This window comes from Luteibaculum oceani, from assembly GCF_007995015.1.
GTDB lineage: Bacteria > Bacteroidota > Bacteroidia > Flavobacteriales_D > Luteibaculaceae > Luteibaculum > Luteibaculum oceani.
The window spans coordinates 14233-39144 of record NZ_VORB01000008.1 but is presented as its reverse complement, the minus strand read 5'-3'; the positions used below and the strand labels follow the sequence as shown (position 1 = coordinate 39144).

Genomic DNA, 24912 nt, shown 5'->3' with positions numbered 1-24912 from the left:
TCATTAAACGCTAGGGTTCGGTTGTAACAATTTAAAATTACTATTCGAAAATAGTTTTTCCGTGCTATTACGCAATTTATACAACCGAGAATGAGTCATTAAATATAGGTTGGACAGACTTGGAATCTATTTTTACGTTTAACAGCTCTTTTGGTTGACTGTCCAACGTAGGAAATAAAAAATTCAACAGCTCCGTAGCCATTGCTAGCCCGAACTAAATTGCTGGTGTTAATATCAAAACTAAATCCAGCTTCCCAAGGTCCATAAGCAGCTCCAGTGGTTAACACAAAAGCGTCTTTCCAACGGTACATAACTCCCAAACTTAATTCGGGTAGATAGGCATCGGGTTGGTATCTGGTTTTAAAGCCAACAATACTTTCGTGCAACACCGAGCTTTGAGTGCGGAGTAGGGTAGGAACGAAAACGAATTTTCCTGAGAGTATTTCCATACTTCCATAGTAATTAAGGCGGATGTTTTGTTTCACCTCTTCAACCCCAATTCTGCTAAAACTAAGATTTCCGCGCAACAGGTTATAAGCTCCTACTCCTCCTATAAAAGTGTAACGCCCCCTTTGTTTAATGAATGCTACTCCAGCACTAGCCGATGGTGCAAAAATGCTTTGAAACTCGGTAGATTCCCTAGAGGGTAAACCAGGATTAAATCCACTGTCGTTATCGTATTGGTTATCCCAACTAAGTTGACTGTAATCTAGTCCGTAGTGATGCATACCTGCCTGCAATCCAAAGGCAACAACGCTAGTTCGGTTGTAGTTTACACTTACCGAATAACTTAAACCCACATCTAATTTTGTAGTGGTAAACCTACTGTCTCCTGCCACATCTCGGTAGAGAGAAAAAGCCGATCCAATAGGAGAACCGTCCACAATTTGAGAGAATTCTGCCATGGCTCCAAAGCTTCGGTAGGGTACAGTAACGGTGTTCCATTGGTTTCGAGCAATGCTCATGAGCTTGTACTTACCGTTAAATTTCCCAGCCATTGCGGGATTTATGTAAAGCGGGTTTTTATCGAAATGAGAAAAATGTAAATCCTGTCCAGCTCCAACGAAGCTAGCCAACATAAAAGCGGTTGATAATATGTAACCGATTATTCTCATTAGCGGATTAAGGTAACATTTCCTTTAGTAAAATATTTCATGCCTCCTGTACAGGTGGCCTCTAGGTAATAAACGTAAACCGCTGGATTTAGGGGTTCATCCCTAAAGGTCCCATCCCAGCTAATTTTCTGGTCTCTACTTTCAAAGACCATTTGGCCCCACCGATCGTAAACGCGGAATAACATTTTTTCTATGAACCTACCACGCACTCTAAATCTATCGTTTTCGCCATCTCCATTGGGTGAGAATGCGTTTGGAACGAATATATTGGGTGGTCCACAAATTAAGTCGCGGTAGTAATGAGTTAAATCTAATGTGTCGTTACGGGTACAAACTCCATCTGTTGTTTCCAGTACGATAAACTTGAAATCGCGATCGGCAATGTAGCGCTGATCTATGGTAAAAGGATCGCCATCTAATCCAGTGGGGACCCATTTCGTTTTAAAGGCGCTTGGGTTGGTATTGATAACCGTAAATGGAAGGGATGTAAACACAATGGTATCTACAACCTTTATATTAGGCTGATAAGAATAAATAGGTGCAGGATTAATCTTCTGACTTACCTGACGAATACATCCCGAGCTAAACGTAAATACGGCCGTAATGGTTGTCGATTCAAGGGGTTTAGCTAAAACAGATGCACCAACGGGTGGAAAATCAACAATATATTGACTTGGCGACCACCTGATTTCTTGAGGTGCTATGCTGTAGCTACTTGGATCTACTTCTAGTGTTAAGGTATCTCCAAGACAGAAAGGACTTTTTGCAGTAATGGCCGGGTCAGGCCCAACGTCTACAAGATTTATCGTTTCCTCGAAATCACAACCCGCATCGCTTGATGCCCTTAGATAAAGAGTTTGACTGGTATTATTCAGGAAATATTCAACGGTGGAGTCCTGTAAACTGTTGTTTAGAAGAGGTGTGAAGCTGGGATTTTCTGACCATTCCCATCGGTCTATACTTCCATGCCCATTTGCAATTAAATTAATAGGCTGAGATCTATCGCAAACAGCATAGGGATCGGGATAGGCTAAAATATTTCCACCGTATGCAACTCGCACTGTTTGTAACATTTCGGTGTTACAATTCTTTTGCGCATAAAACAGTTTGTAAATCGTTGTGGTGTCTGGTGCAATAACTGGATTGGGATTAAATTCATCCGCAGGGGTTATGGGCGCATCAAGTCTCCATCTATAGGTACTATGGATATATAAACTTGGATCTTTAGGTCCCAAAGTGACTTGATCCCCGGGACAAATGTCGAAATCTGGAAGGTTGGGTAATTCGAAAGGACTTAGAGAAACTGAATCTATAAATTGACAACTTCTTGCATTTATTTGGATGTAGTAGGTTGTTAAGGTATCCGGGGTCACCAAGAAAATAGAATCCGATTTTAAAATGGGGTTAAAGTTTCTATTCTCCGACCAGTAAACAGAGTTAGCGAATCCACCTGTATTAGCAATAAGCGTGTATGGAGAGCCGAACTGACAAATTATCAGGGTGTCGTCTGGGAGTTGGTTATCCAACACAAACACGGTGGTACTATCTTCATAGGTACAGTACTTTGTATTTACCCGCACAAAGTATTTGGTTGTCTTTTTCGGCTTTACACTAATACTTTCACCACTCCCTATAGTGGGTAGGGGGGGATTACTCGAGAAATCTGCTAAGGTGTCCCAAGTAAATATAGTGCCAGGACCATCTCCCGTAGCGGTTAATATGGTAGGCAAACTGGTATCACAAACTAAGGTGTCGGCTACTAAAGCATTATTGAACTTTCTAATTTCTAAGCTGTCGATAACCTCACAAAATGGGGTTAAACCTCTAAAGTATATCCACGAAGTTTTTTGGGGTAGGATGGAAATGCTGGAATCAATGGATGAACTTTTCAGCAGAGGATTAAAATTTCTATTCCAGGCCCATTGAAATTCTTCTATTAACCCAAAACCATTTATTGTAAGGTCAACACTATCTATGTTATTACAAAGTAGGGTGTCGCTAACCTCTATGGGGTTTATAATAAATAATCGTACAGAGTCTTCCGCACTGCACTCGGCATTTTCAATTTTAAAGTAGTAGGTGGTGCTTTGCGTAGGTTTAACCGATATAAAGGATTCGTTATTCTGATTTAGCACATTACTAAAATCAGACTTGTCACTCCAAGTAAAAATTTCATTGTTGGATATTAAGCTGTATCCATTAAGAACTGTGGTTAAACTGGTGTCGCATACAATTTGCGATGGAGAAATGGAGTCTAATAAACTGGAAACCGTAATGGTTTGACTAACCCTTACATCACAATTTAAACCAGGTTTACTTACTGTTAACCAATAGGTATGGGTTCCAGAGGTTGGTGTAACCAAAGGATTTTTCTCGGTTGGATCTGTTATATCAGGGTGGTCATCCCATTTGTAAACCAAATCAGAAAATGGTACCTGATCGTAACCTAACAAAATGCTCGCCCCATCACACAACACGCTATCTTTTAACTCCGATAGAACAAAGGGGCTTACCGAGACACTATCGATCACTTCGCAATAATCGGTTTCAATTCTTATATAGTATTTACCGGCAGTATCGGCGCTGATTAGGAACGTTGAATCGGTAGCTAAAGTATCTGTGAAATTTCTATTTGTAGACCAGGTAAAGGCATTACCCAATCCATCGTTAACCGCCGTAACTGGAAACCCATCTTCTGGGCAATAGGGTATGGTATCTAGTTCGAATCCCGTATTAATCCGGTATACATCAACACTATCAAAATAGTTGCAATTAATGGCTGCGAGTTTAATATAGTAGCGCGTGCTCGCATCGGGTAAAACCGTAATAGACGAATCGTCGGGGTCGGGAAGGAGAGGAGGGTTGGAGCTAAAATCTCTTAGGGTATCCCAAGTGAACTTTAGGGTGACACCATTACCATCCGCGGTAAGTATAATAGGCTGATTTGGATCGCAAACCAAAGTGTCTTTTATGGGGGCAGGAATAAGTCTCTTTACAAAAACACTATCGATGTAACTACAAAATTCCGAGTGGGTTTTAATGTAATACCAGGAGCTAATTGGAGGGTTTACAATGGCAGTAGAATCTAGTGGTCCATCATTTAGTGTGTCGGAGAAATCTCTGAATTTACTAAAGAGGAAGCTTTGAATTTTACCGTAACCATTTGAGATGAGTTCGAGAGAATCAATTTCGTTACAAATTACCTGCTCATCCGCGTCAATTGGGTCGTGTATCAATACTCGTGAACTGTCTATTACATCACATCCTCTGCTTTGCAATCGAACGTAATAAGGATCCGTTTGATCGCCAGAAATAACTGTTATTTCTGGATTTCCACCGGGATTAAGAATGTTGGAAAAATCTTCTTTATCGCTCCATGATATATTGGTGTTCGCAAAATTTCCTGACGCCGAAAAGGTCACTGGTGTGTTTAGGTCACAAACCAGTGTGTCGGGGCTAACCTCTATGATAAAAGGTTCCACTAAAACGGAATCGATGTAGGTGCAGTAATCCGTTTTAGTTCTCAGGTAGTAGGTGGTATTGGTCCTTGGCGATACTTTTACAATGGAATCTAACACCGTTTGGTTTAGGGTATCGCTAAAATTACTGGCGCTACTCCATTGAAAAGAACTTATGAAGCCTAAACCATCTGATATTAATTCTAGGCTATCTCTGAAGTAGCAATTGACAATGTTGGTGGGTTCTATGGGTTCATGTACTACAAGGGCAACACTATCGGTATCGCTACAAATACCATTTTTGAGATTTATGTAATAATATTTGGTTTCTGGGGACGGTGGTACCGTGATGGATCCCTCCGCTTGTCCATTTAAAACGGGATCGAAATTCAAGTTTTCGCTCCAAAAGTATTTAGTATTGGGCCTGGAACCCGATGCACTTAAAACGATGTTTCCAGAGGGCTCACATAAAAGGGTGTCCGGACTTAAAGTGTAATTAAATGGCCTTACCAATACACTGTCAACATATTGGCAATAAGCTGTTGATGTACGGATATAGAACCAGGTTTCAATTTCTGGTTTAACCAAGATGGTGGAATCCTGTGGATCTTCATTTTCTAAAACCGCGAAGTTTCTATCCTTGCTCCATTCAAAATTGTCTATTCTACCAAGCCCGTCACTAATTAATTCTAGGGAGTCGGAGTCCTGACAGATATCTTCCAAATTCTGGATTACCGGTTCGTGAACAAATACGGTAACACTATCAAGTGCCTGACAAGCTGTGGATTTTAATTCAATGTAGTAAACGTATTTTCCTTGATCGGGCTGAACAGCAATGCTGGAATTATTTCCGGTGTTTAATTTGTTGGAAAGATCTCTCTTGTCGCTCCATGTAAATTCTACCTGTGCTAAAACGGCAACAACGTCTAAAATCAATGCATTTTCTCGGTCACATATAAGCGTGTCAGGGGTTAGATCATACCTTAAATCTTCAACAGTAACATTTAACTCGCGTTCTAGAATACATCCATTTCCAGCATCTATTGTTAGTCTATAAGTTGTGTTTTGTGTAGGGAATATTTGAGGGTTTGGGTCTTTGTTATCCGCAATGTCGGGGTGATCTTCCCAAGTGAAGTCAAAATTGTCGGGGACCATAAATCCCAGTTCTAATAAATTCCCCAAACAAACGATGGTGTCGTTCAATGGAGCAAAGGCAATAGGAGATACCTCCACACTGTCGGTTAAAATACAGTCTTCGGTTATTACTCGGTAGAAGTAAGTGGTGGTTTCATTGGGCGCGACCTCAATATCTCTATCCAGGTTATTACTGTTTAATTGATCCGTAAAGTTTTTGTTGGAGGACCACTTGTAGGATTGAATCTTTGCATCAAAATCTAAGGTCAACGTCAAGGTGGTTTCATCACAATAAACGGTGTCCTCTGGTAAGGAGATGCTAACGTTTTCTATCTGGATGGAGTCGATGTAAGTACAAAGGTCACTTTCCCATTTTGCAAATAATAATTCATCTCCAGTAACTGGATGGTTGTAATTAAAATCATTACTCAATACTGGCAGGAAATCTCGCAGTAAACTCCAGGCAATGCTATTGATAATTCCATTGCCGGTATTTGCCTGCAGCAATAGGGATTGGTTATCACCGCAAATAGTGGTGTCGTTACTTAAGTTGGGCTCAAATTGTTCAACGCTTACGTTGTATTCATAGCGTACGTCGCAACTTTCTATAACTCCGTTAAGAACATAAGTTTGATTGGTGCTTGGAGTTACGGTAGGATTGAGCTCGTTGGGGTCGCCGATATCTGAGTTATTCTCCCAGCTATACGAACTGAATTCTAGTCCATTTAGATTGGGACCAATTTCTAAGGAAGCTCCTTTACAGATGGCAGTATCTTTTATTTCAAATGTCCCCCCAAAAACAAAAGGGAACGTTTTTTTTACGGTATCCGAAATATTACAAGCATCGGGTTTGTTGGCGACAAGGGTTACTGTGTATTCGCCAGGTTCTGCATACGTATGGGTAGGATTTTTGTCAGTGGAGGTATTTCCATCTCCAAAATCCCATTTATACTCGTTAGCAGGGCTAGATAAATTGCTAAAGGTAAAGGTGGCAGAGGGTTGACAAGCTGGACTGGGAATACTAAAATCTGCAGTAACCAAAGGTGGTTCCAAGTCAAATTTAAAAACGGCAAGGTTACAACCTGTTTCAGAGCCATTGGGTCTTCTTCCGTTGTTGGTTGTACTGTGGGCATCTGGGGTTGTTGGGAAGTCAGATCTTCCCCCACAACCTGCACAAACCGCCTGATAAACGATTCCTTTTTTATCAAAACGGCTTGTTCCACCATCAACATGTTCCTGTGCATTTGGATCACCTAAATAGGTTGCATAAACCATAGATGCCATATCGGGGGCGAAAACGGCGAGATATTGGTCTTCTCCATCTTCTGAAACACCGTCGAAGGCGTCTGGAGTGACTGGTAAAAATCGGGTGTCTTTTGAGGAACCAGAAACGATACTCGAGCCCCAACCAGAAATGTAAATCCGTTGGCAGTTGTCTATTAAAAATGCTGTGGGTGAAATTCTTGGTTGTCCAGCTCCTTGCCCAATGGTGGAGCTTAAAAGGAGATTTTTTCCGTCGGAACTAAACTTGGTTACAAATAATCCACCAGCTGGGTCTATATAACCTGGGTTTCCAGTGGAAAAATAGTTGCTTGTTTCCTCGGTTTGTCCAAAAAGGTAAATGAAATCTTCTTTATCGGTTTCAATAAAATAGGTTTGATCATATTCACCGCGCCCGATAAAGGAAATAAAATTTAGGGTCCCAGTATTGGGATCAAAGGAGCCGAAGAAACCATCACTTCTACCTCCACCATTATTTTGCTGAAAGGTAAAAGCGGATGCAGGAAATGCGAAAGTGGGACTAGAACTCCCCCCAGCAAAAAGCACATCATTTTCTCTAATTGCAATGGAGTGTAAAGCGTCAAACCCCGTTCCTCCTATGAAAGTTGAGTACTTTAAAACACTTAAATCGTCGTTAAAAATGGAAATGATTCCCTCCGAACCTGTACCCGTTGTAAAATTACTCTGTAATGGGGTGCCTGCCTTAGGGAAATCGGTGCTAAATGTACAGGAGGCAATGTAAACCTCTCCGTCTGCATTTATGTCTATCTCACCTCTAAATTCATCGGCGAAGTTGTAGGTAAGAGGAAAAAGGTTACTTCCAGTACCTGAATTTTGTCTCCGTCCATTAAATCCATCGTTTTCAGTTCCACCGAGATAGGTTGAAGCTAATAACTGTGAGCCGTCGGCCGAAAGTTTACTAATTACAATGTCTAATCCCGAAGGATAACTTACCCCGGTTGCCGTTCTGGTTGCTGGCCCCCCTCGAAATACAGAGCTGTATGCTGAAGCCGTGGTGGGATAGTTTGCCGATCCAGAGGTTCCCATAATGAATAACTCTCCAAATTCATTGGCGACTATACTATGGGGTTGTTCGTTGTCATTTCCTCCTATGTAGGTGCTGTATATAAGTTTTGTTCCAGTGGTATCAAACTTTGTAATGGCCATGTCGAAATCACCATTATTAAAAGTTAGATCGTAGGCGCCTGTGGTAGTTGGGTACTGTGTTCCGTACACATTTCCTCCACCATATAAAAAACCTTCATTATCGTAGGTGGCGGTGAATCCGAAATTGTCCGAAAAGGAACCGGAAAACGTAGAAAAGATTAGCTGTGGATCGATGATCAAAGGGTATTCTGGAAGGTAGCGTTCCACCACAAAGCCCAGACCCTCTTTCGAAAGGGTGTAGTTTACCTTAACCTGAACTGTATCTCCATCTATAATTTGATAGGAGAGAGGGATGTTTTCTACGATGTTTATTTCGGGGTGGTTAAGGTGGATTTTATTGTCAATGATCTTTAATCCATCAAACCCATCGATTTTCATTTTAATTCTTTCTGGGTGCGCCCCTGGGGCAATAACAAAGTCGTATTTCAACTCATTGTCTCGTCCGCGTAGTACGATATCTATTCCAGGATATAGGTCTTTATATGCGATTTCGGGAAAGGCCCTAACATTGGATGCCCAGTTTTCTGGATTATTTCCCTTCAGGTAGTTGAATCTGGTTTCTAGAGGGGCAGAATAGGGGATGATATCATTTCCATCTGCATTCTGAAAAAGAATTTTGTAAGCAAATTTTCTACTGGGTGGATCCCCATGAATGTGAGCATGACCGTGGTCCCCATCCACTTTAGCGCTATCTATTAAGTGGAAATCGAAAGTAAATGCTTGATTTTCAACGTAGAAATCTCCTCCGGGTATTTTAGCATGAAAAGCAACGTGGTCGGGGTGCTGTCCTTTGTTTTCTTGAAACGACCACTGCGCTAGAGCACCGTTCACCACAAATAAAAGCAGGCCAATAAAAAAGAATTTCGCTTCAGGTAAAATTTTATTCATCTTCGTGCTCCAGCTGGGATACAACGGTTGGGTTTTAATAAAAGACGGTTGGTTCATCCATCCGTTGCTAAAGAGGCAAATTACAAATAGTTTATTAAAATATATGATGAAGAAAAGCTTAATTCTTTTTGGATTTTTATTCTCAATTTCCTTGAGAATAATCGCTCATGAAGGGATGTGGATTCCCTCGTTATTAAAGGCTCTGAACGAGTCGGAAATGAAAACCCTGGGATTGAAATTATCTGCCGAGGATATTTATAGCATCAACCAATCCTCACTAAAGGATGCAATTGTACATTTTGGTGGCTTTTGTACTGGAGAAATCATCTCGGATCAAGGATTGGTTTTAACCAATCATCACTGTGGATATGGTGCCATTCAATCGCATAGCTCCGTAGAAAACGATTACTTAGAACATGGATTTTGGGCAAAAAATAAAGGGCAGGAATTAAGTAATCCAGATCTGTTTGTCACCTTTATTGTTTCCATTGAGGATGTTACCGAAAAGGTGCTTCAAGGAACGGATACTCTGAAAAATCCAGAACCAGTAATTCGACGAAACATCGCTGAGATTAATAAGGCGGTAAAAGGCGAAAATGGAATGGATGGTTTTGTTAGGGCTTTCTACTACGGAAATCAATACTTTTTAATCAAAACCAAAACATATAACGATGTTCGTTTAGTTGGAGCTCCACCTTCGTCTATCGGGAAATATGGTGGAGACACAGATAACTGGGTTTGGCCAAGACATACGGGCGATTTTTCGCTTTTTAGAATTTACGCTAACAAGAACAACGAACCGGCGGCATATAGCGAGGATAATGTTCCATTTAAGCCTAAAAAGCACCTTCCGATTTCCTTAAAAGGTTCCGATGACGGTGAGTTTGCCATGGTTTATGGATTCCCAGGTAGAACAGAACACTTCTTAAGTTCTGAGGAGGTAAAGCACATTGTAGAAACCATTAACCCAGCACGTATATCTATGCGCGATGCTAGTTTGGAGGTTATTAACGAGGCTCGTGAAAGCGACGCAAAAATTAAAATCCAATATGCAGCAAAGCAATCTTCTATTTCAAATGCTTGGAAGAAATGGCGCGGTCAGAATAGAGGGCTAATCATGTTTAATGCCATAGATAAAAAATTGGGGTTCGAAGCTGACTACCGTGAAAGAGCAAAGCAAAAGGGTAAAACTGAATATGCTGCGGCTTTAGATCAGTTAATAGAAAATCAGAAAAACAGGGGAGATATTACCCTTGCTCGAGCCAATTTTATTGAGTTGGTATACGTTGGAGCCGAAATTTTCAAGTACGCATATGGCTTTAATCAAATCATGGATTTGTATGCATCTAAGGCAGCTGATACCACATTGTTTAATGCCAAGCAAAAAAAGGTAAATGGAATTGATGCTTTTTTCAAGGATTACAACGCCCAGGTGGATATGGATATTTTAAAAGCTCAACTACCGGTTTATTTTAAATACATGGACGAAGCTTATTTGAGCGAAACCTTATTAGAAGTAAAGCGCAATGGAAATATTAATGAGTGGGTGGATAAAATGTATGCAAAAACCTTGTTTACCCAGCCTGATGAGTTAAGGAAAATATTAAATGCTGGTGGTGCAGTTGGATTAAAGAAGTTGTCTAAAGACCCTGTGTACCTAGCCATGAAGGAATTGTATGGTACTTATTTTAGCAAGATTGCTCCAAGTTACCAAGTGGCCAACGCTGCGCATGAGGAATTAATGAAAACTTATGTTCAGGGGATTTTAGAGTTATTCCCAGAAATTGATCACTGGCCAGACGCTAATTCAACCCTTCGTTTGAGTTACGGGAAAGTAGAGGGATCACAACCAAAGGACGGTGTGATTTATGATCCACAAACAACCATGGACGGATTAATTGCTAAGTATATTCCAGGAGATAAGGAATTCGATTTGCCTGAGAAAATGTTAAGTCTTGCTAAGGACAAAGATTACGGTCAATATGCGAACGAAAACGGTGAATTGGTCGTTTGTTTTACGTCGAGTAATCATACTTCTGGTGGGAATTCTGGAAGTCCTGTGATTAATGGAAAGGGCGAATTAATAGGTTTAAACTTCGATAGAAGCTGGGAATCTACTATGAGTGATATTATGTTCGACCCTTCTATTTGTAGAAACATAGCGGTTGATATTCGTTATGTACTGTTTGTTGTTGATAAATATGCAAACGCTAATCATTTGATAGAGGAGATGGATTTAATAAGTTCGAAGAATAATTAATCGAAATAAAAAGTAACAAGATATATGTGGCAAGAGAGCAACAATAGATTAGAGCGCGTAATTGTTTACAAGAATTTTTCTGAAGCCTTGGCTTCCATCGTTCAGGTTGGAATCATTGCAGAAAAGCATAATCACCATCCAGAAATCATTAATGTATATAACAAGGTAACCTTGAGTTTAACTACGCACGATGCGGGAAATATTGTTACTGAAAAGGATTGGAAGCTGGCTGAAGAACTAGATCATGTTCTTCCGAAAGAATAAATAGTAAAAGCTTTAAAACAAAAAGCCCCACGCTAAAGCGTGGGGCTTTTTGTTTTATAAAGTTATCTCTTAAACTTCTTCTACGTTTGCAGAGATTGATAAACGAGTTGTTTTTGGCTCAGTGTTGGCAGTAATGGTAACAGTTTTGCTTTGCTGACCTTTCTGTTTTCCAGGCTTGTAAACTACCTCAATTTCTCCTGTTTCACCCGGAGCGATTGGCTCTTTTGGATAAGCAGGAACAGTACAACCACAAGATCCAACTGCATTAGAGATTACTAATGGCTCAGAACCTGTGTTGGTAAAGGTGAAAATCTTCTTGTTTTCGGTGTCTTGCTTAATAGTACCGAAATCGTGAGTCATTTCGCCAAAGCTCATAACCGTTGTTGGAAGATTGCTTTCTGGCTCCTCTTCAACCGGAGGGTTTACCAAATTACTAGTTGGAAGGTTGGGGTTGTTAGCAACTAAGTTACTCTTTGGCTGGGAAGTAGATTGCTGGTAGGATCCTCCTTCATCATCCATAACAAAAGTATCTACTACCAATACCAATGCGATAATTGCCAATAGACCGATTTTGATGTTCTCTTTGTTCATGGTGTTATGTTGTTTACTTTTTTTCGTTGGCGAAATTAAAAATTAGCTTCAATTCTAGTTCTTATTTTGTGCTAACTTCATTTTAGAATACGTGCCATCTTGTAATACTTTCAAAGCCTTTTGGTATGATTCATTGAGGTCGTTAATGATGTAGTAAAAGGCTTCGCTTTCGTATAAAGATCTGGCTAACAAGGCTTTAAATCTTGTTTCGATGATGTTTTTAGATTTGATGAAGTCGGTTTCTACAAACTCTATTTTTGCTTTCTCAGCCTGTTTGATCATCTCGTTCATCATTTCCTCATTTACATTAAACCCAGCTTTAAAGGCCACCATGTCGGGAAACTGCTTCTTTAATTTTCTTCTATTTCCATCCGAATACTCCAAAGCGTAGTCGTTTATAATTCCCTTTCTCACCATGGCAGAGAAGTACGATGAACTCTCTGAAGTATCAAAGGGTACAAACACGTCGGGGAGAATTCCACCTCCACCATAAACGGTTCTATTGTTTGCCGTTTGAAATTTTAAAGAATCTGGAAGTTCAATAGAGTCTAGTGAAAACATTTCGCCGCTAGTATATCTTTCGAAACGCTCTCTGTAGTATTGCTCAATTCCATCTTTGTAGGGTTTCTGGATGCATCTTCCGCTTGGCGTGTAGTATCTTGATACGGTCATTCTTACCGCACTACCGTCGGGTAACATAAAAGGTTTTTGAACCAATCCCTTTCCAAATGTTCTCCTTCCTACTATCAGTCCTCTATCCCAATCTTGAACTGCACCAGAAACAATTTCCGAAGCCGAGGCCGAACCTTCATCCACAAGAACCACTAGTTTACCAGTTTCGAATAAACCAGGCTGGCCGGCTAATAGATCCTGCTTGGGTTGCGTTCTCCCTTGCGTATAAACAAGTAGTTTGTTCCCGTCGATTAATTCGTCTGCTATATCTACGGCTGCTCTTAAGTAACCTCCACCGTTGCCCTGAAGATCTAAGATTAAGTTCTTCATTCCCTGAGCTTTTAGTTTGGTAACTGCTTCTCTAAATTCATCAGCCGTTTGGGCAGCAAAGCGATTGATTTTAATATAACCAGTTTCATCATCACCCATGTAGGATGCATCCACTGAGAATATTGGAATTTTGTCGCGCTCAATGGCATAATCTAAAAGCTCATTTTCCCCACGTCTTTTAATGGAAACATTTACAATGGTTCCCTTTTTTCCACGTAAGCGCTCGATTACCATTGAGTTGGTAACACCAATTCCCGCAACCACCTCATCTTCAATTTTTATGATTTTGTCGCTGGCGCGGATGCCTAGTTTTTCTGAAGGTCCACCAGGTATGGGACTTACCACAGTAATTGTATCTTTTAGAATATTGAACTGTATTCCTATTCCTTCGAAATTCCCTTCCAAGGGTTCATTCATTTTTTTCAATTCCTTCTCTGGAATGTAAACCGAGTGGGGGTCAAGCTCCTGAAGCATTTCCCTAATGGATTTCTCCACTACTTTTTCCAGATTTACAGTATCCACATAGTTTCTATCTAGCTGATAAAGAAGGGTGTTGAATTTTTTAAACTGCATCTCTAAATCGGCATTGGTTTGAGCGAACACACTCAATGCAGATAGTGTAGAGATGACGATTACAGATAATAATTTCTTAAGCATATTTGGAAAATCACTTTGTGATTAAAGAAACGCAATTTAGTACCTAAAGCCCTGTTAATTATGGTTAAGCAAGGATTTTTAACCACAAGTCGTCATAAAAATTGTTGAAAGGTTATAGAGCTCGATTTGAAATGGTATATCTTAAAGTTTAAGTTTGTCTAAAGCTTTCTAATAATGACCGATCACAAAGTATTTTTTGTAGACGATGATGAGGTTACTCTTTTTCTGTACAAACGCATTGCCAGAAAGTTGGGGGTAGAGGGAGTATTTTGTGAAAATGGTCAACAATTATTGGATCAATTAAAGGAGGTTTCTTCCGGTTTGATCGTTTTAGACATCAACATGCCAGTTTTAAATGGCATCCAAGTGGTGGAGTTCTTAAAAGAAAACAATTTAATGCACGATTACACCGTATTAGCAATGCTAGGGTCGGCAAGCATGGACAAGAAAACGGTGTTAAAGGATTTGGGTGTAACTCACTTTTCAGAAAAGCCACTAAAGGCTAGTTACCTTCAGGAGCTTTTGGAACCAAATGCAACCTAAACGTAGATCCTTGTCCAGGTGTACTGTCTAGTTCAATAAATCCACCATTTTTTTCTACCATAGCATTAACTAGGTATAGTCCAACACCAGATCCCTCAACATGATCGTGAAAACGTTGAAAGAGCCCAAAGAGGTTTTCCTTGTGCCGCTCTAGATCCATTCCCAATCCATTATCCTTTACTATAATTCCAAGGTGCTTGTCGGTTTCAAAAGTGGACACCTGAACCAACGGTGGACGACTTAAATCTCGGTATTTAATACCATTAGAAACAAGGTTGTAAAGTATGCTTTCCAGGTTTGCTTTATTGTATTCTAAGGTCTTAAAGTGCTGTAGATTCAAGGCTACCTTACCACCAGAGCTCTGAAGCATGTTGGAAATTTTATCCTCGATATTTTCAATAACCGTTTTGATATCTACCGATTCGGTTGGTAACTCTCCTGAATTGGCATGCTTCAATACCTCTAGTAAGTCGAGTAGGTTTTGATATAGCTTGCTGCTTGCCTTACCAATTTGCCCAAGATAAAAGTCTAACTCATCGTTTATTTCTGGAAAATCTTCCTGACAAGCAATTACCAATTCTTTGATATTGGCTGCGGGGTTTTTAAGATCGTGACTGATGGCGTAGGTAAACTGCTGCAGTTCCTCGTTGCGCTTTGCTAAATCTTTAGTTCTCGCCTTTACAATTTCTTCGAGTTCCTCATTTCGCTTTTTTAATCTGTAAGTTCTCCAGCGTAAAATCAGCAGGTAAATAATGAGGATAAGGGTAAATATTATCCCTATAAAAATGGGGTTCCGCCAAATGGGTTCCGCAATTGTAAAGGTGTAAAGCGTTTGTTCTTCTCCCTTTAATCTGACCTTAAGTGCATATTTCCCGAAGCGCACCGAGGGAAGGATAATTTTATTTTGGTTTAAACTTTGCCATCTTAAATGATATCCCGTTAATTGGTATTCAATTTCCTGGGGATTTAGCAAAGGGTTAGAACTCTTTAGATCCAACTTAATCTCTACCTCGTGTTTCCCGTTTTTAAGTAGGGCATTGTTTTTAAATTTTCCACTTATGTTGGATTGAATACTTTGTATCGCCACACCGGAACTTTCAAGATCTCCACTAGAAATTTGAGATTCGGGTATAAAAAGTGCACCTCCAAACCCTTTAATCCCTATCCCAGATGGCAGAGAGGCAACTGGTCCCTCGTTTGGCACCACATTTTCAGCATAAGGAGGTAGGGCGATGGTTTTTTTGGACTCATTTCCAAAAACTGAAATGCGGTCTCTTGAATAGGTAATTAGGTAGCCCTTATGGGTCCCAATACCATATAGATATTCAATTTTACCCTCGTTTTCGTTAATTGAGATTACCTCATCGTTGCTGTTTATGTACGATAATCCGCCTCCTTCTGAGGAAATCCATAAGTCGTTTTCGTATAGTGTTATTGCGGTATTTTCTAGAGAGGGTAGGCCTTCGTTTAATGTGAAATAAGAAAAGCTTCCATCTTTATTTAAGCGAAAAATTCCCGATTCTCTACTCAGCATCCAAAGCTGATTTCCCTCCGGAATTACCTGAATAATATCGTTATGCAACAGACCATTAGAGGTGTTGTAGGTTTTGGGTTGATTGTTGGCTTCCAGAGGATAGATGATTACCCCGTTGAACTCATGGGAAACAACCAGAGAGTTTTCCCAAATACATGCATCCAGAATTTTGCTGGAACCATGTTTTATAGGAAAGCTTATACTGCTTTTACCGTTTTCTAAAACTAGTTTACCATTTCTACTAGACAGAAATCTATCCTCGCCAAGGTACTTGATAAAGCCAGTGATACGGCGATTCTGCCCTCTTAAATTTCCTAGTATGGATCCATTGCCAACCACTGCAACTCCAGTTTCATTTTCTGCGACCCAAAGGCTACTATCTCCCTGGAAATTGGAGTACTCCTTAAACCAAATGGGTGACAGGGTGGGTCTGGCGAACCAGGCTCCCTCTCCAAAAGTACCTAACCAAAGGGTGTTTTTATTTTTATGGAGTGCATTAATACTCGCTCCCAAATTGTTAATCCGCCCTAAAACAGGGGAAATAAAATGGTTTTTTTCAAGAGTACTGTAGGATAACAATCCGAGGTTACTTGCAAAATAAAACTGATTAAATTCGGAGTAAAAGGTGGCGTTACTTAGGCTGTTTAATCCCGCAGGGTAGTTTATTTTACCAAGGCTGATTAGGCGCTTATCCTCTAGTTGGAAAAGTTCTTTCCTCCCAAAAAGGTAGGTTTTCGCCCTATCCGAAGCAAAACATAAGGCATCTACTTCTTTAATGAGGGGGAAATGGGCACCATCTTTTTTGTGAATCCCTTTGTCGGTAAGCAAATAGAACTCGTCGTTGCGAATTAATAGGTCCTTGATGTTACCGTTAAAGGTGAATCGGTTGGTTATGGAAAACTCCTTGGTCTTGGTGAGTTCGATTAATTCCCGGCCGGCAACAACGTAGTAGCGATTCGAGAAGGCTACAATTCGGTCTATTTTACCAGATTTGAGGGCAAACGGGGGAAGTAATTTGTCTTCCGACAGCTTGGAAAGGGTTCCATCAAAAAAACCGACAATAAGTACGTGGTTTTTATGGTCGTAAAATAGCGCTGTGGCAAAACTGCTCCACTCCGAGTTTTCTGGGTACTGGTAAAGCGAGTCTGTATTTATAGTTATCCGGTAAAGGCCTTCGGACGAAGCCATCCAGGTGACTTGATGCTCGTCAACTTCTATATCATAAATAAAGCTTTCGCCATTTATTTTCTCCTCGCTTACTTTGTAGAATGGAATTTCTTGTCCAAACCCTGGGTGGACAAATAACAGCAGAAAAAATATTCCAAACAGCCTAAACACTAATAGCTTTTGTTTTTATTGATATAGTCGTATTTGATATCAATATTAAAATTGTATTTCGGAATTCCACCAATAGGGATGGCAAAAAAAGGAATTGCTTGGTTGTACTGGTTTAGGATATAGAAGGTCATATCGTTTACTCTATCCTGGTTTTTGGCAATCTGGATGTCCATGGATTTACCACGTTCTATTTCATCCACCTTATGTTCTGAAGTGCTTAATTCTTTATCTCCTGAGGATACTAACACATGTCCGTTTTTGGCTACCGAATAAAGCTTTATCTCACCTTCGCTATCAAAATCGAAGTTAAACTGCTTAATAGAGATTACGGAATTATCGATATAAGGGTATAAGTGAGCTACTTGGGTGCGGCTGTTTTTTAGTCGGAAGGTGTAGTTGTACGTAAAGGCATTTCCTCCAGGAATGGGGATATTGTTTTTTGGAACGGTACTTAATGCCAATCGGTAAACATTACCATCGTTTCCTTCGGTTCCTTCTACAATTACCTTGAAAATAAACCCATCCAATGCCTTGTTGTATTCTCCTTCTGCAGGGTTAAACGGACCTAAAGTGTACCATTCGTTGTCGTATGGTTTGTCGGAAAAATCTACTGAAATAATTAAGTTTCCAGATCGGTAATTGGGACCTGGGTTGTATTGTTGGGCATCTTTTTCGCTGTAAGCTTTTGCCCCGCCATATACCGAGAAGTTTGTTTTTGTATTCCACGGCACCTCGGTAAGTAAATCGTGCTGCCCTCCACATTCTGGGTCGAAAATTCTTAAATAAATCGGACGTTTATAGGTCTTTGGTATTAGAAAAAATACAATTTGGATATGGTCGTCATCTCCCCATTGTGGATCGGCTTGTGCTCCAAAAGTGCTCAGAAAGTCAATATTTTCCCCACTGGCAGGCATTACCTGACCCGAAGCAAGTTGAAACATACTACCAAGGAATAAAAGTAGTACTAGCTTCCTCGTTTTATGGACCAATTCTGTGTTAAACAAGCGATTTGATAAATTTCTTCATTACTGTTTTTTCCAAAAATATGGAGGGTAATTTTAAAGGTAGCGGGACGGTAAAACCGATGAACAAAGGCTTCTTTAAAGTGCAGGGTACCATCGCTTATTTCCCATGCCATGGCGTAATAATCGGGGTGTTCTTTTAGGTTAAAGGCATAAAAATTCACCAGATCACCCACCGTGTGGTTTCCATTTACTCTAAAGTTGGCCTCCTCTATAAAAGAAACGGTTAAAGTAGTGTCCGAAGTTCTTGCATGCCCGAGGGAGCTGTCTACCGAGGTTAATTTAATCTTGTGATTTCCGGGTGTTTTAAAACACTTTTTAAATCGCAATCCCGCCTGTTTGGTGCCATCGTCGAATTCCCAATAAAATTTCACCTTTTTGTTGAGGGTATCCACACTACGCGAGATATCTATATCCACACAGTAGCTTATTTTAGCATCCTTGGTTTTATCGGGGATGCAGGGGGCGTAAAATCTTTGATTTAACCAAAATTCAAAAGCATCTGGAATTTTATAATCTGGAAAGTATTCCTTCAAATAACCCAGAAATTCCAATGCTTTTGCTTCCTTTTTTAGGTACGCCAAACAAGTAATGTAATCTAGATAGTCTTGTGGTGTTTGGGTGGTATAGGTAAACACCCTAAAATACCACTCCTCGGCTTTTTCCCATTCTCCAAGAAGGTAGTAGGTACTTGCTAGTTTTTTAACTACCAATTGAGTGGCAGTATCTTCGTAGGCCTTTAAATATTTCAAGAGGGCACCGTTAAGTTCCATTTTTTCAAAGCTTTTGTCGCCCTGAATTAGAAGCTTTTCATACTGTGCATAAGACACAGATATGCTTAAAAACAACAATATGGAAAGTGCCAGCCTCATTAGAAGTTGGGAGTATGTAGATATGAATTGTAGAAATCGTCGATGCGTTGCACGGCTTCCTCTGCCGTATCAACCAACTGGAACAAGTCTAAATCCTCACGGCTAATATTACTTTCTTTAGCTAACATGGTGTCTTTAATCCAATCGATTAGCCCTTTCCAGTAATCTTTACCCACTAAAATAATTGGGAACTTCCCTATTTTATGAGTTTGGATGAGTGTCATAGCCTCAAAGAGTTCATCTAGCGTACCAAATCCACCTGGGAGTACGATAAACCCCTGGCTGTATTTTACGAACATTACTTTGCGAACAAAGAAATAGTCGAAATTTAAATTCTTATCGCTATCAATAAAAGGGTTGTGTTCTTGCTCGAACGGAAGTTCAATATTCAAGCCTACACTTGTGCCTTTTCCCTTGTTAGCACCCTTGTTTCCAGCTTCCATGATACCTGGACCACCACCAGTAATTACCCCATATCCTTTTTGAGTTAATCGGTAAGCGATATCCTCAGCTAACTTGTAGTAAGGGTTGTCGGGCTGTGTTCTGGCAGAACCAAAAATGGAGACAGATGGAGAAATTTTGGCCATTTTCTCAAAGCCATCTACAAACTCGGCCATGATTTTAAAAATCGCCCAACTATCGTTGGTTTTAATATCATTCCACGATTTCTTTTCAAAAGCCTCTATAATTCTATCCCTTTTATCTGATTTTTCTTCTGCCATTTAGTGGTTTTTATATTCTTCCTTCAAAAAAGGTGCCGTAACTGATTTTTTAGATTTTAAAATTTCCTTGGGAGTTCCTTCTGCAACTATTGTTCCTCCAGCAAATCCGCCCTCAGGACCCATATCAATAATATGATCGGCGACCTTAATGATATCCAAATTATGTTCTATTACAATAACGGAATTTCCTTGGTCTACCAATCTATTTATTACCGAAATCAGTAATCTAATATCCTCAAAGTGCAACCCGGTAGTGGGTTCATCTAAAATATAGAGGGTATTTCCGGTGCTTTTTTTACTCAGTTCACTTGCCAGTTTTATCCGTTGGGCTTCTCCTCCAGAAAGGGTAGTACTCTGTTGGCCCAGAGTTAAGTAGCCCAGCCCTACATCTACCAGTGTTTGAATTTTTCTTGCAATTCTAGGTTGATGTTCAAAAAACTCGCAAGCCCGGTTAATGGTCATATCCAGTATGTCGGAGATGCTATGCCCCTTATATCTTATTTCTAAAGTTTCCCGGTCATAACGTTTACCCTGACAGGTTTCGCAGTTTACGAACACATCGGGAAGGAAGTTCATTTCAATTTTTCGGATTCCTCCACCTTCACAGGTTTCGCATCTACCTCCTTTGGTGTTAAAACTAAATCGCCCCGCTTTGTAGCCCCTTATTTTGGCCTCGGGAATTTCGGCAAACAGTTTTCTTATCTCGTCAAAGACTTTGGTATAGGTAGCCGGGTTAGATCTCGGTGTTCTTCCAATAGGCGATTGATCGATATCTATAACCTTGTCGATGTTTTTAATGCCCTTGATCTTTTTATGGGGAAGTACATCGTGGTTGGTTTTAAAAAAGTGGTTGTGCAGTGCAGGGTATAGTGTTTGGTTTATTAAGCTCGATTTACCACTTCCAGAAACGCCGCTAACCACCACCAGTTTACCCAATGGTATGCTCAGATTTACATCCTTTAGATTATGTCCCGAAGCTCCAAAAAGCTCTAATTTTTTCCCATTTCCCTCACGTAGAATTTTAGGGGTATCAATTTTTAGGTTTCCGTTTAAGTAGCTGGATGTAAGGGTGTTGGCTTTAATAATTTCTTCAAAAGTTCCCTGTGCCACTACTTTTCCTCCATGTACCCCAGCTTTAGGACCAATATCTACTATATGATCTGCAGCTTCCATGGTTTCTTTATCGTGCTCTACCACCAAAACGGTATTTCCCAAGTCGCGGAGCTGCTTTAGACTTTCGATTAATTTCTTATTATCTCGCTGGTGTAACCCAATACTGGGTTCGTCTAGAATGTATAAGACACCAACAAGTTGGGTGCCTATTTGGGTGGCAAGTCGAATGCGCTGGGCTTCGCCACCACTTAAAGATTTGGAGCTTCTATCCAGGGTAAGGTATCCCAAGCCAACGTCTAGTAGGAATCCCAAACGCTTTTGGATTTCAGCTAAAATCTCACCACCTATGGTCAGGGTTTTATCATCAAGCTTTTTTGGTAAGCTTTTAAGCCATTCATCCAGATGGTTTAAATCCATTTGCACGACTTCGGATATATCCTTGTCGTCAATCTTAAAATGAAGAGATACCTTTTTTAATTTTTTTCCTTCGCAGCTAGGGCATTTAATGGGTTTTAAGAACCCTCGGGCCCACCTTTTAATTGCTGGATTATCCGTTTCTTGATATTGTCGAACCACGAAGTTCTCTATCCCCTCGAATTCCGTTTTATACGACTTAACACCACTATTACTGGAAATTTCTACCTTTTCGTCGGTGCCCTGAAATAGGGTGTTTAAAAGGGTTTTAGGAAGGTCTTTAATAGGCGTGCTCAGTTCTTCACCCTTTCCTTCTACTATAGCTTTTACTTGTTTAAATACCCAGGAGCTTTTGCTGTTTCCCAGCGGAAGTAATCCGCCCTTACTTATACTTAAATCTGGATTAAGCATTTTACCTTGGTCCGCAACCTCTGCAATTCCCAACCCCTTACAAGATGAACAGTATCCGTAAGGTGAGTTAAATGAAAAAGTATTGGGTTCTGGGTCTGGGTATGCGATACCCGTGGTAGGACACATGAGCTTTTTCGAATAAAAATGTCCAGAATCGGTATCGTGATTCCAAATTTTTAGGATGCCTTTACCTTGCTTAAAGCATTCGCTAACCGCATCTTTAATTCGCTTTTCAAATTTTTCATCCACCTTAAGCCTATCGATTACGATGTCTACATCGTGAATCTTAAATCGGTCTAGCGATTTGGTTTCGTTTAAATCGTGGAGTTCCCCATCTATTCTGGCCTTAACAAATCCTTTTTTTCTGTAGGACTCAAGTAATTCGCGGTAATGCCCTTTTCGTCCTTGAACCACGGGAGCCAAAAAATCTACTTTTTTTCCTTTGAGCTGATCTAAGATTAAAGCTAAAATTTGCTGCTCGCTGTAGCGCACCATTTTCTCCCCAGTTTTGTGTGAAATGGCGGTTGAGGTTCGAGCAAAAAGCAATCTTAGAAAATCGTAAAGCTCGGTAATGGTTCCAACCGTAGACCTGGGGTTTTTACTTACCGTTTTTTGTTCAATGGAGATTACCGGACTCAAACCCGTTATTTGGTCAACCTGAGGTCGCTCGAGGTTTCCAATAAATTGGCGGGCATAAGAAGAGAAGGTTTCTATGTAGCGCCTTTGGCCCTCGGCATAGAGGGTGTCGAAGGCTAAGGAAGATTTACCAGAGCCGCTTAATCCCGTTATCACCACCAATTTGTTTCGGGGTAACTTTAGGCTTATGTTTTTTAGGTTGTGCTCTTTAGCTCCAACTATATCAATTTCAGATTCAGCGCTAAATATTTCTTCCACCTGGCTAATTTGGATCTTAGTTTAACGAGTCGTTGGCTTCAAATTCTCCTAGTTTAAAAGGTTTTAATGTGTTGTCCTTTTCAGTAGGAAGTTTTAGGGTATACGATTTTCCGGCACTAACCGGAAGGTTATTGCTTCTAAGCCAAGGGTTTAAGCTTTTCAGGATTTTATAGTTTATCCTCTTTTCTGCAGCAAATACAGCTAAGTCGCTAATGGGCTGGGTAATTACCGTGTCTTTGGTAGCCAGCTGAGGGTATAGATGTTGATCTAAAAAGTTAAATCCATAATCGTTAGGGTGTTCCATAATTTGTTTTACCGCAAGAATTCTAAAGAGGTATCTTCCGGTTTCTGTGTTTAACAGCAAATCGTAGTAGTTGTTTACCTTTTGTTTTTCAAGGCTGCGCTCTAATCCATTAATACCCATGTTGTATGAAGCAGCTGCCATGGTCCAAGATCCGAATTTAGCGTAGGCATCTTTTAGGTATTTACAAGCAAATTCTGTCGATTTTACAAGGTTGTAGCGCTCGTCTACATCATCATTGATTTCTAAACCGTAATCTTTTCCGGTTGCTTTCATGATTTGCCAAAAACCTGTGGCTCCAGCTGGAGAAACAACATGCTCCAATCCACTTTCAATCAAGGCGAGATATTTAAAGTCTTCTGGTACACCGTTAGATTTTAAAACCTGCTCAATAATGGGGAAGTAGCGATGCGATCTTTTCAAGAAAAGCATGGTTTGGCTTTGCCAGTAGGTGTTTACCAAAAGTTCTCTATCTAGTTTCTCTTTAACATCAATAAGTTTTAGGGGAACAGTTTCTCCACAAAAATCCAGCTTTTTTGGGGTAGCCAGTGAGTAGATTTTATAGTCCTGCTTAAAATTGTTTTGATGAATTACTTCATCTCCCTCTTTGCTATTGGAATAGGTGAAAAGGTACACTCCAGACCATCCGAGAGCGATTATAACTGTTACGCTTAATAGTCGTATCAAAAACTTCATATAATATTATTCAAATGGGGAAATGAAACCCTCAAAATTACGGCCTTTTTTATCTTTATCTGAGAGGATGGGGGAGCTTACTCGCCAATCAATGTTAAATGCAGGATCATTCCATAAAATGCAATCTTCCGATTCTGGAGCATAGAATTCAGAACACTTGTATAGGAACCTGGTATCGTCTTGTAATGTTGCAAAACCATGTGCAAACCCCTTAGGTACGTATAGCTGCCATTTGTTCTCTTCGTTGAGCTCTACTGCATACGATTTTCCATAGGTGGGTTCAGATTTTCTTAGGTCAACAACCACGTCTAAAACCGATCCGTTTACTACGCGAACCAACTTATCTTGCGCAAAAGGTGGATTTTGATAATGAAGCCCTCTTACTACATTGGCTTGGCTTAAGGATTCGTTATCTTGCACAAAAGTTACATCCAATCCAGTAAGGGCTTTGAACTTCTTTTCATTAAAAGATTCTAGAAAATACCCGCGCTGGTCGCCAAAAACTTGAGGTTTTATTAGGAGGAGGTTATTAAACCCCGTTTCTATTATTTCCAATTCGATAAAATTTAGGTGCAAAGGTGCAAAACACCTCAAGAAACTACAATGAGGTCAAACATAATATTACTTTAGTAAACGCAATGGAAAAAACCCAACAGCTCTACGAAATTCAAAAGGATGAAATCCAAAATTACCCTCTCGATCACTATCGGGGGGAGATTGTTTTAGTGGATAACCAGGAGGGTTTACGGGAATTTTACAAGGAGGATATATTCGCTAATTATGATGTAATTGGGTTTGATACCGAATCTAAACCTAGTTTTAAAAAGGGGCAGGTGAATAAGTTGGCGCTTTTTCAATTTGCAACGCCTCATGCCGTTTATTTGGTTCGTTTGAATAAAATTGGTGGGATCCCAGAAAAACTCGCAAGCATGATGCGGAATTATCACGGCACGATGGTTGGAATTAGCTTGGCCGACGATTGGCGTGAAATTCGCAAACTTAAAATTGATGCAAAACCCGAATGTGTGATCGACCTGAATGAGTTGGCCATGAAAAAGGGTTTTGTGAGTATTGGAGCTAAAAAACTATCCGCCCTGCTCTTAGGAATTAGAATTTCTAAACGTCAGCAAGTCTCGAATTGGGAAGCTGATGAACTTTCGGAGCCTCAAATGATTTATGCCGCAACAGATGCATGGATTTGCAGGGGGATTTATTTTAAATTATTGACACTGTAA

15 protein-coding genes are annotated in these 24912 nt (G+C 40.2%); 4 read left to right on the top strand and 11 right to left on the bottom strand.

Features of this window, described 5'->3' with window-relative positions; all coding sequences use genetic code 11:
* Positions 1-98: 98 nt before the first annotated feature.
* The gene (locus FRX97_RS09290) at positions 99-1115 is read right to left on the bottom strand and encodes a PorP/SprF family type IX secretion system membrane protein (RefSeq protein ID WP_147014936.1); all 1017 of its coding nucleotides are present in this window, start codon (positions 1113-1115) and stop codon (positions 99-101) included.
* The gene (locus FRX97_RS09285; RefSeq protein WP_191284423.1) at positions 1115-9043 is read right to left on the bottom strand and encodes a DUF7948 domain-containing protein; all 7929 of its coding nucleotides are present in this window, start codon (positions 9041-9043) and stop codon (positions 1115-1117) included. Before FRX97_RS09285 ends, FRX97_RS09290 begins: the two co-directional genes overlap by 1 nt.
* Positions 9044-9149: 106 nt before the next feature.
* Here FRX97_RS09285 and FRX97_RS09280 point away from each other — a divergent pair, with 106 nt between their 5' ends.
* Positions 9150-11303: a S46 family peptidase gene (locus FRX97_RS09280; protein WP_223266602.1), complete on the top strand. Its 2154-nt coding sequence runs from the start codon at positions 9150-9152 to the stop codon at positions 11301-11303.
* A 24-nt stretch (positions 11304-11327) separates the two neighbouring features.
* Entirely contained in the window at positions 11328-11567 is a 240-nt protein-coding gene (locus FRX97_RS09275; protein ID WP_147014933.1) for a 4a-hydroxytetrahydrobiopterin dehydratase, read from the top strand.
* A gap of 69 nt (positions 11568-11636) precedes the next feature.
* Here the strand turns inward: FRX97_RS09275 and FRX97_RS09270 are convergent, their stop codons facing one another.
* Positions 11637-12158 (bottom strand): DUF1573 domain-containing protein, encoded by a 522-nt coding sequence (locus FRX97_RS09270; protein WP_147014932.1) that lies wholly within the window; start codon positions 12156-12158, stop codon positions 11637-11639.
* Positions 12159-12212: 54 nt separating this feature from the next.
* Complete coding sequence (locus FRX97_RS09265; RefSeq protein ID WP_147014931.1) at positions 12213-13817, bottom strand: S41 family peptidase; 1605 nt, start codon at positions 13815-13817, stop codon at positions 12213-12215.
* A 174-nt stretch (positions 13818-13991) separates the two neighbouring features.
* Here FRX97_RS09265 and FRX97_RS09260 point away from each other — a divergent pair, with 174 nt between their 5' ends.
* Positions 13992-14360: a response regulator gene (locus tag FRX97_RS09260; RefSeq protein WP_147014930.1), complete on the top strand. Its 369-nt coding sequence runs from the start codon at positions 13992-13994 to the stop codon at positions 14358-14360.
* On the opposite strand, the gene FRX97_RS09255 is transcribed toward FRX97_RS09260, so the two are convergent.
* Genes FRX97_RS09255 through rfbC form a run of 7 tightly spaced genes read right to left on the bottom strand, consistent with a single transcriptional unit; the run spans position 14320 to position 24232 of the window.
* Positions 14320-17232 carry a sensor histidine kinase gene (locus FRX97_RS09255; RefSeq protein ID WP_147014929.1) on the bottom strand — a complete coding sequence of 971 codons (2913 nt, stop codon included), beginning with the start codon at positions 17230-17232 and terminating at the stop codon, positions 14320-14322. The genes FRX97_RS09260 and FRX97_RS09255 overlap by 41 nt on opposite strands.
* On the bottom strand, positions 17232-18173 hold the full coding sequence (locus FRX97_RS09250) for a hypothetical protein (protein ID WP_147014928.1): 942 nt from the start codon (positions 18171-18173) through the stop codon (positions 17232-17234). The genes FRX97_RS09255 and FRX97_RS09250 overlap by 1 nt, the downstream gene beginning before the upstream one ends.
* A gap of 23 nt (positions 18174-18196) precedes the next feature.
* Complete coding sequence (locus FRX97_RS09245) at positions 18197-19126, bottom strand: PKD domain-containing protein (protein ID WP_147014927.1); 930 nt, start codon at positions 19124-19126, stop codon at positions 18197-18199.
* Positions 19126-19848 carry an LOG family protein gene (locus FRX97_RS09240; protein WP_147014926.1) on the bottom strand — a complete coding sequence of 241 codons (723 nt, stop codon included), beginning with the start codon at positions 19846-19848 and terminating at the stop codon, positions 19126-19128. Before FRX97_RS09240 ends, FRX97_RS09245 begins: the two co-directional genes overlap by 1 nt.
* Positions 19849-22671, bottom strand: a complete 2823-nt coding sequence (gene uvrA, locus FRX97_RS09235; protein WP_147015032.1) for an excinuclease ABC subunit UvrA — start codon at positions 22669-22671, stop codon at positions 19849-19851.
* Positions 22672-22696: 25 nt separating this feature from the next.
* Complete coding sequence (locus FRX97_RS09230; RefSeq protein WP_147014925.1) at positions 22697-23677, bottom strand: lytic transglycosylase domain-containing protein; 981 nt, start codon at positions 23675-23677, stop codon at positions 22697-22699.
* 6 nt (positions 23678-23683) lie between these two features.
* The gene (gene rfbC / locus FRX97_RS09225; protein WP_147014924.1) at positions 23684-24232 is read right to left on the bottom strand and encodes a dTDP-4-dehydrorhamnose 3,5-epimerase; all 549 of its coding nucleotides are present in this window, start codon (positions 24230-24232) and stop codon (positions 23684-23686) included.
* Between the two features lie 83 nt (positions 24233-24315).
* Between rfbC and FRX97_RS09220 the strand changes: the two genes are divergently transcribed.
* Entirely contained in the window at positions 24316-24912 is a 597-nt protein-coding gene (locus tag FRX97_RS09220) for a 3'-5' exonuclease (protein WP_147014923.1), read from the top strand.

Coding starts and splice junctions, on each gene's coding strand:
- FRX97_RS09290 (WP_147014936.1), bottom strand. CDS start 1,115: ATGAGAATAATCGGTTACATATTATCAACCGCTTTTATGTTGGCTAGC.
- FRX97_RS09270 (WP_147014932.1), bottom strand. CDS start 12,158: ATGAACAAAGAGAACATCAAAATCGGTCTATTGGCAATTATCGCATTG.
- FRX97_RS09240 (WP_147014926.1), bottom strand. CDS start 19,848: ATGGCAGAAGAAAAATCAGATAAAAGGGATAGAATTATAGAGGCTTTT.
- FRX97_RS09265 (WP_147014931.1), bottom strand. CDS start 13,817: ATGCTTAAGAAATTATTATCTGTAATCGTCATCTCTACACTATCTGCA.
- FRX97_RS09220 (WP_147014923.1), top strand. CDS start 24,316: ATGGAAAAAACCCAACAGCTCTACGAAATTCAAAAGGATGAAATCCAA.
- FRX97_RS09275 (WP_147014933.1), top strand. CDS start 11,328: ATGTGGCAAGAGAGCAACAATAGATTAGAGCGCGTAATTGTTTACAAG.
- FRX97_RS09260 (WP_147014930.1), top strand. CDS start 13,992: ATGACCGATCACAAAGTATTTTTTGTAGACGATGATGAGGTTACTCTT.
- FRX97_RS09245 (WP_147014927.1), bottom strand. CDS start 19,126: ATGAGGCTGGCACTTTCCATATTGTTGTTTTTAAGCATATCTGTGTCT.
- FRX97_RS09285 (WP_191284423.1), bottom strand. CDS start 9,043: ATGAATAAAATTTTACCTGAAGCGAAATTCTTTTTTATTGGCCTGCTT.
- FRX97_RS09280 (WP_223266602.1), top strand. CDS start 9,150: ATGAAGAAAAGCTTAATTCTTTTTGGATTTTTATTCTCAATTTCCTTG.
- FRX97_RS09230 (WP_147014925.1), bottom strand. CDS start 23,677: ATGAAGTTTTTGATACGACTATTAAGCGTAACAGTTATAATCGCTCTC.
- FRX97_RS09250 (WP_147014928.1), bottom strand. CDS start 18,173: ATGTTTCAACTTGCTTCGGGTCAGGTAATGCCTGCCAGTGGGGAAAAT.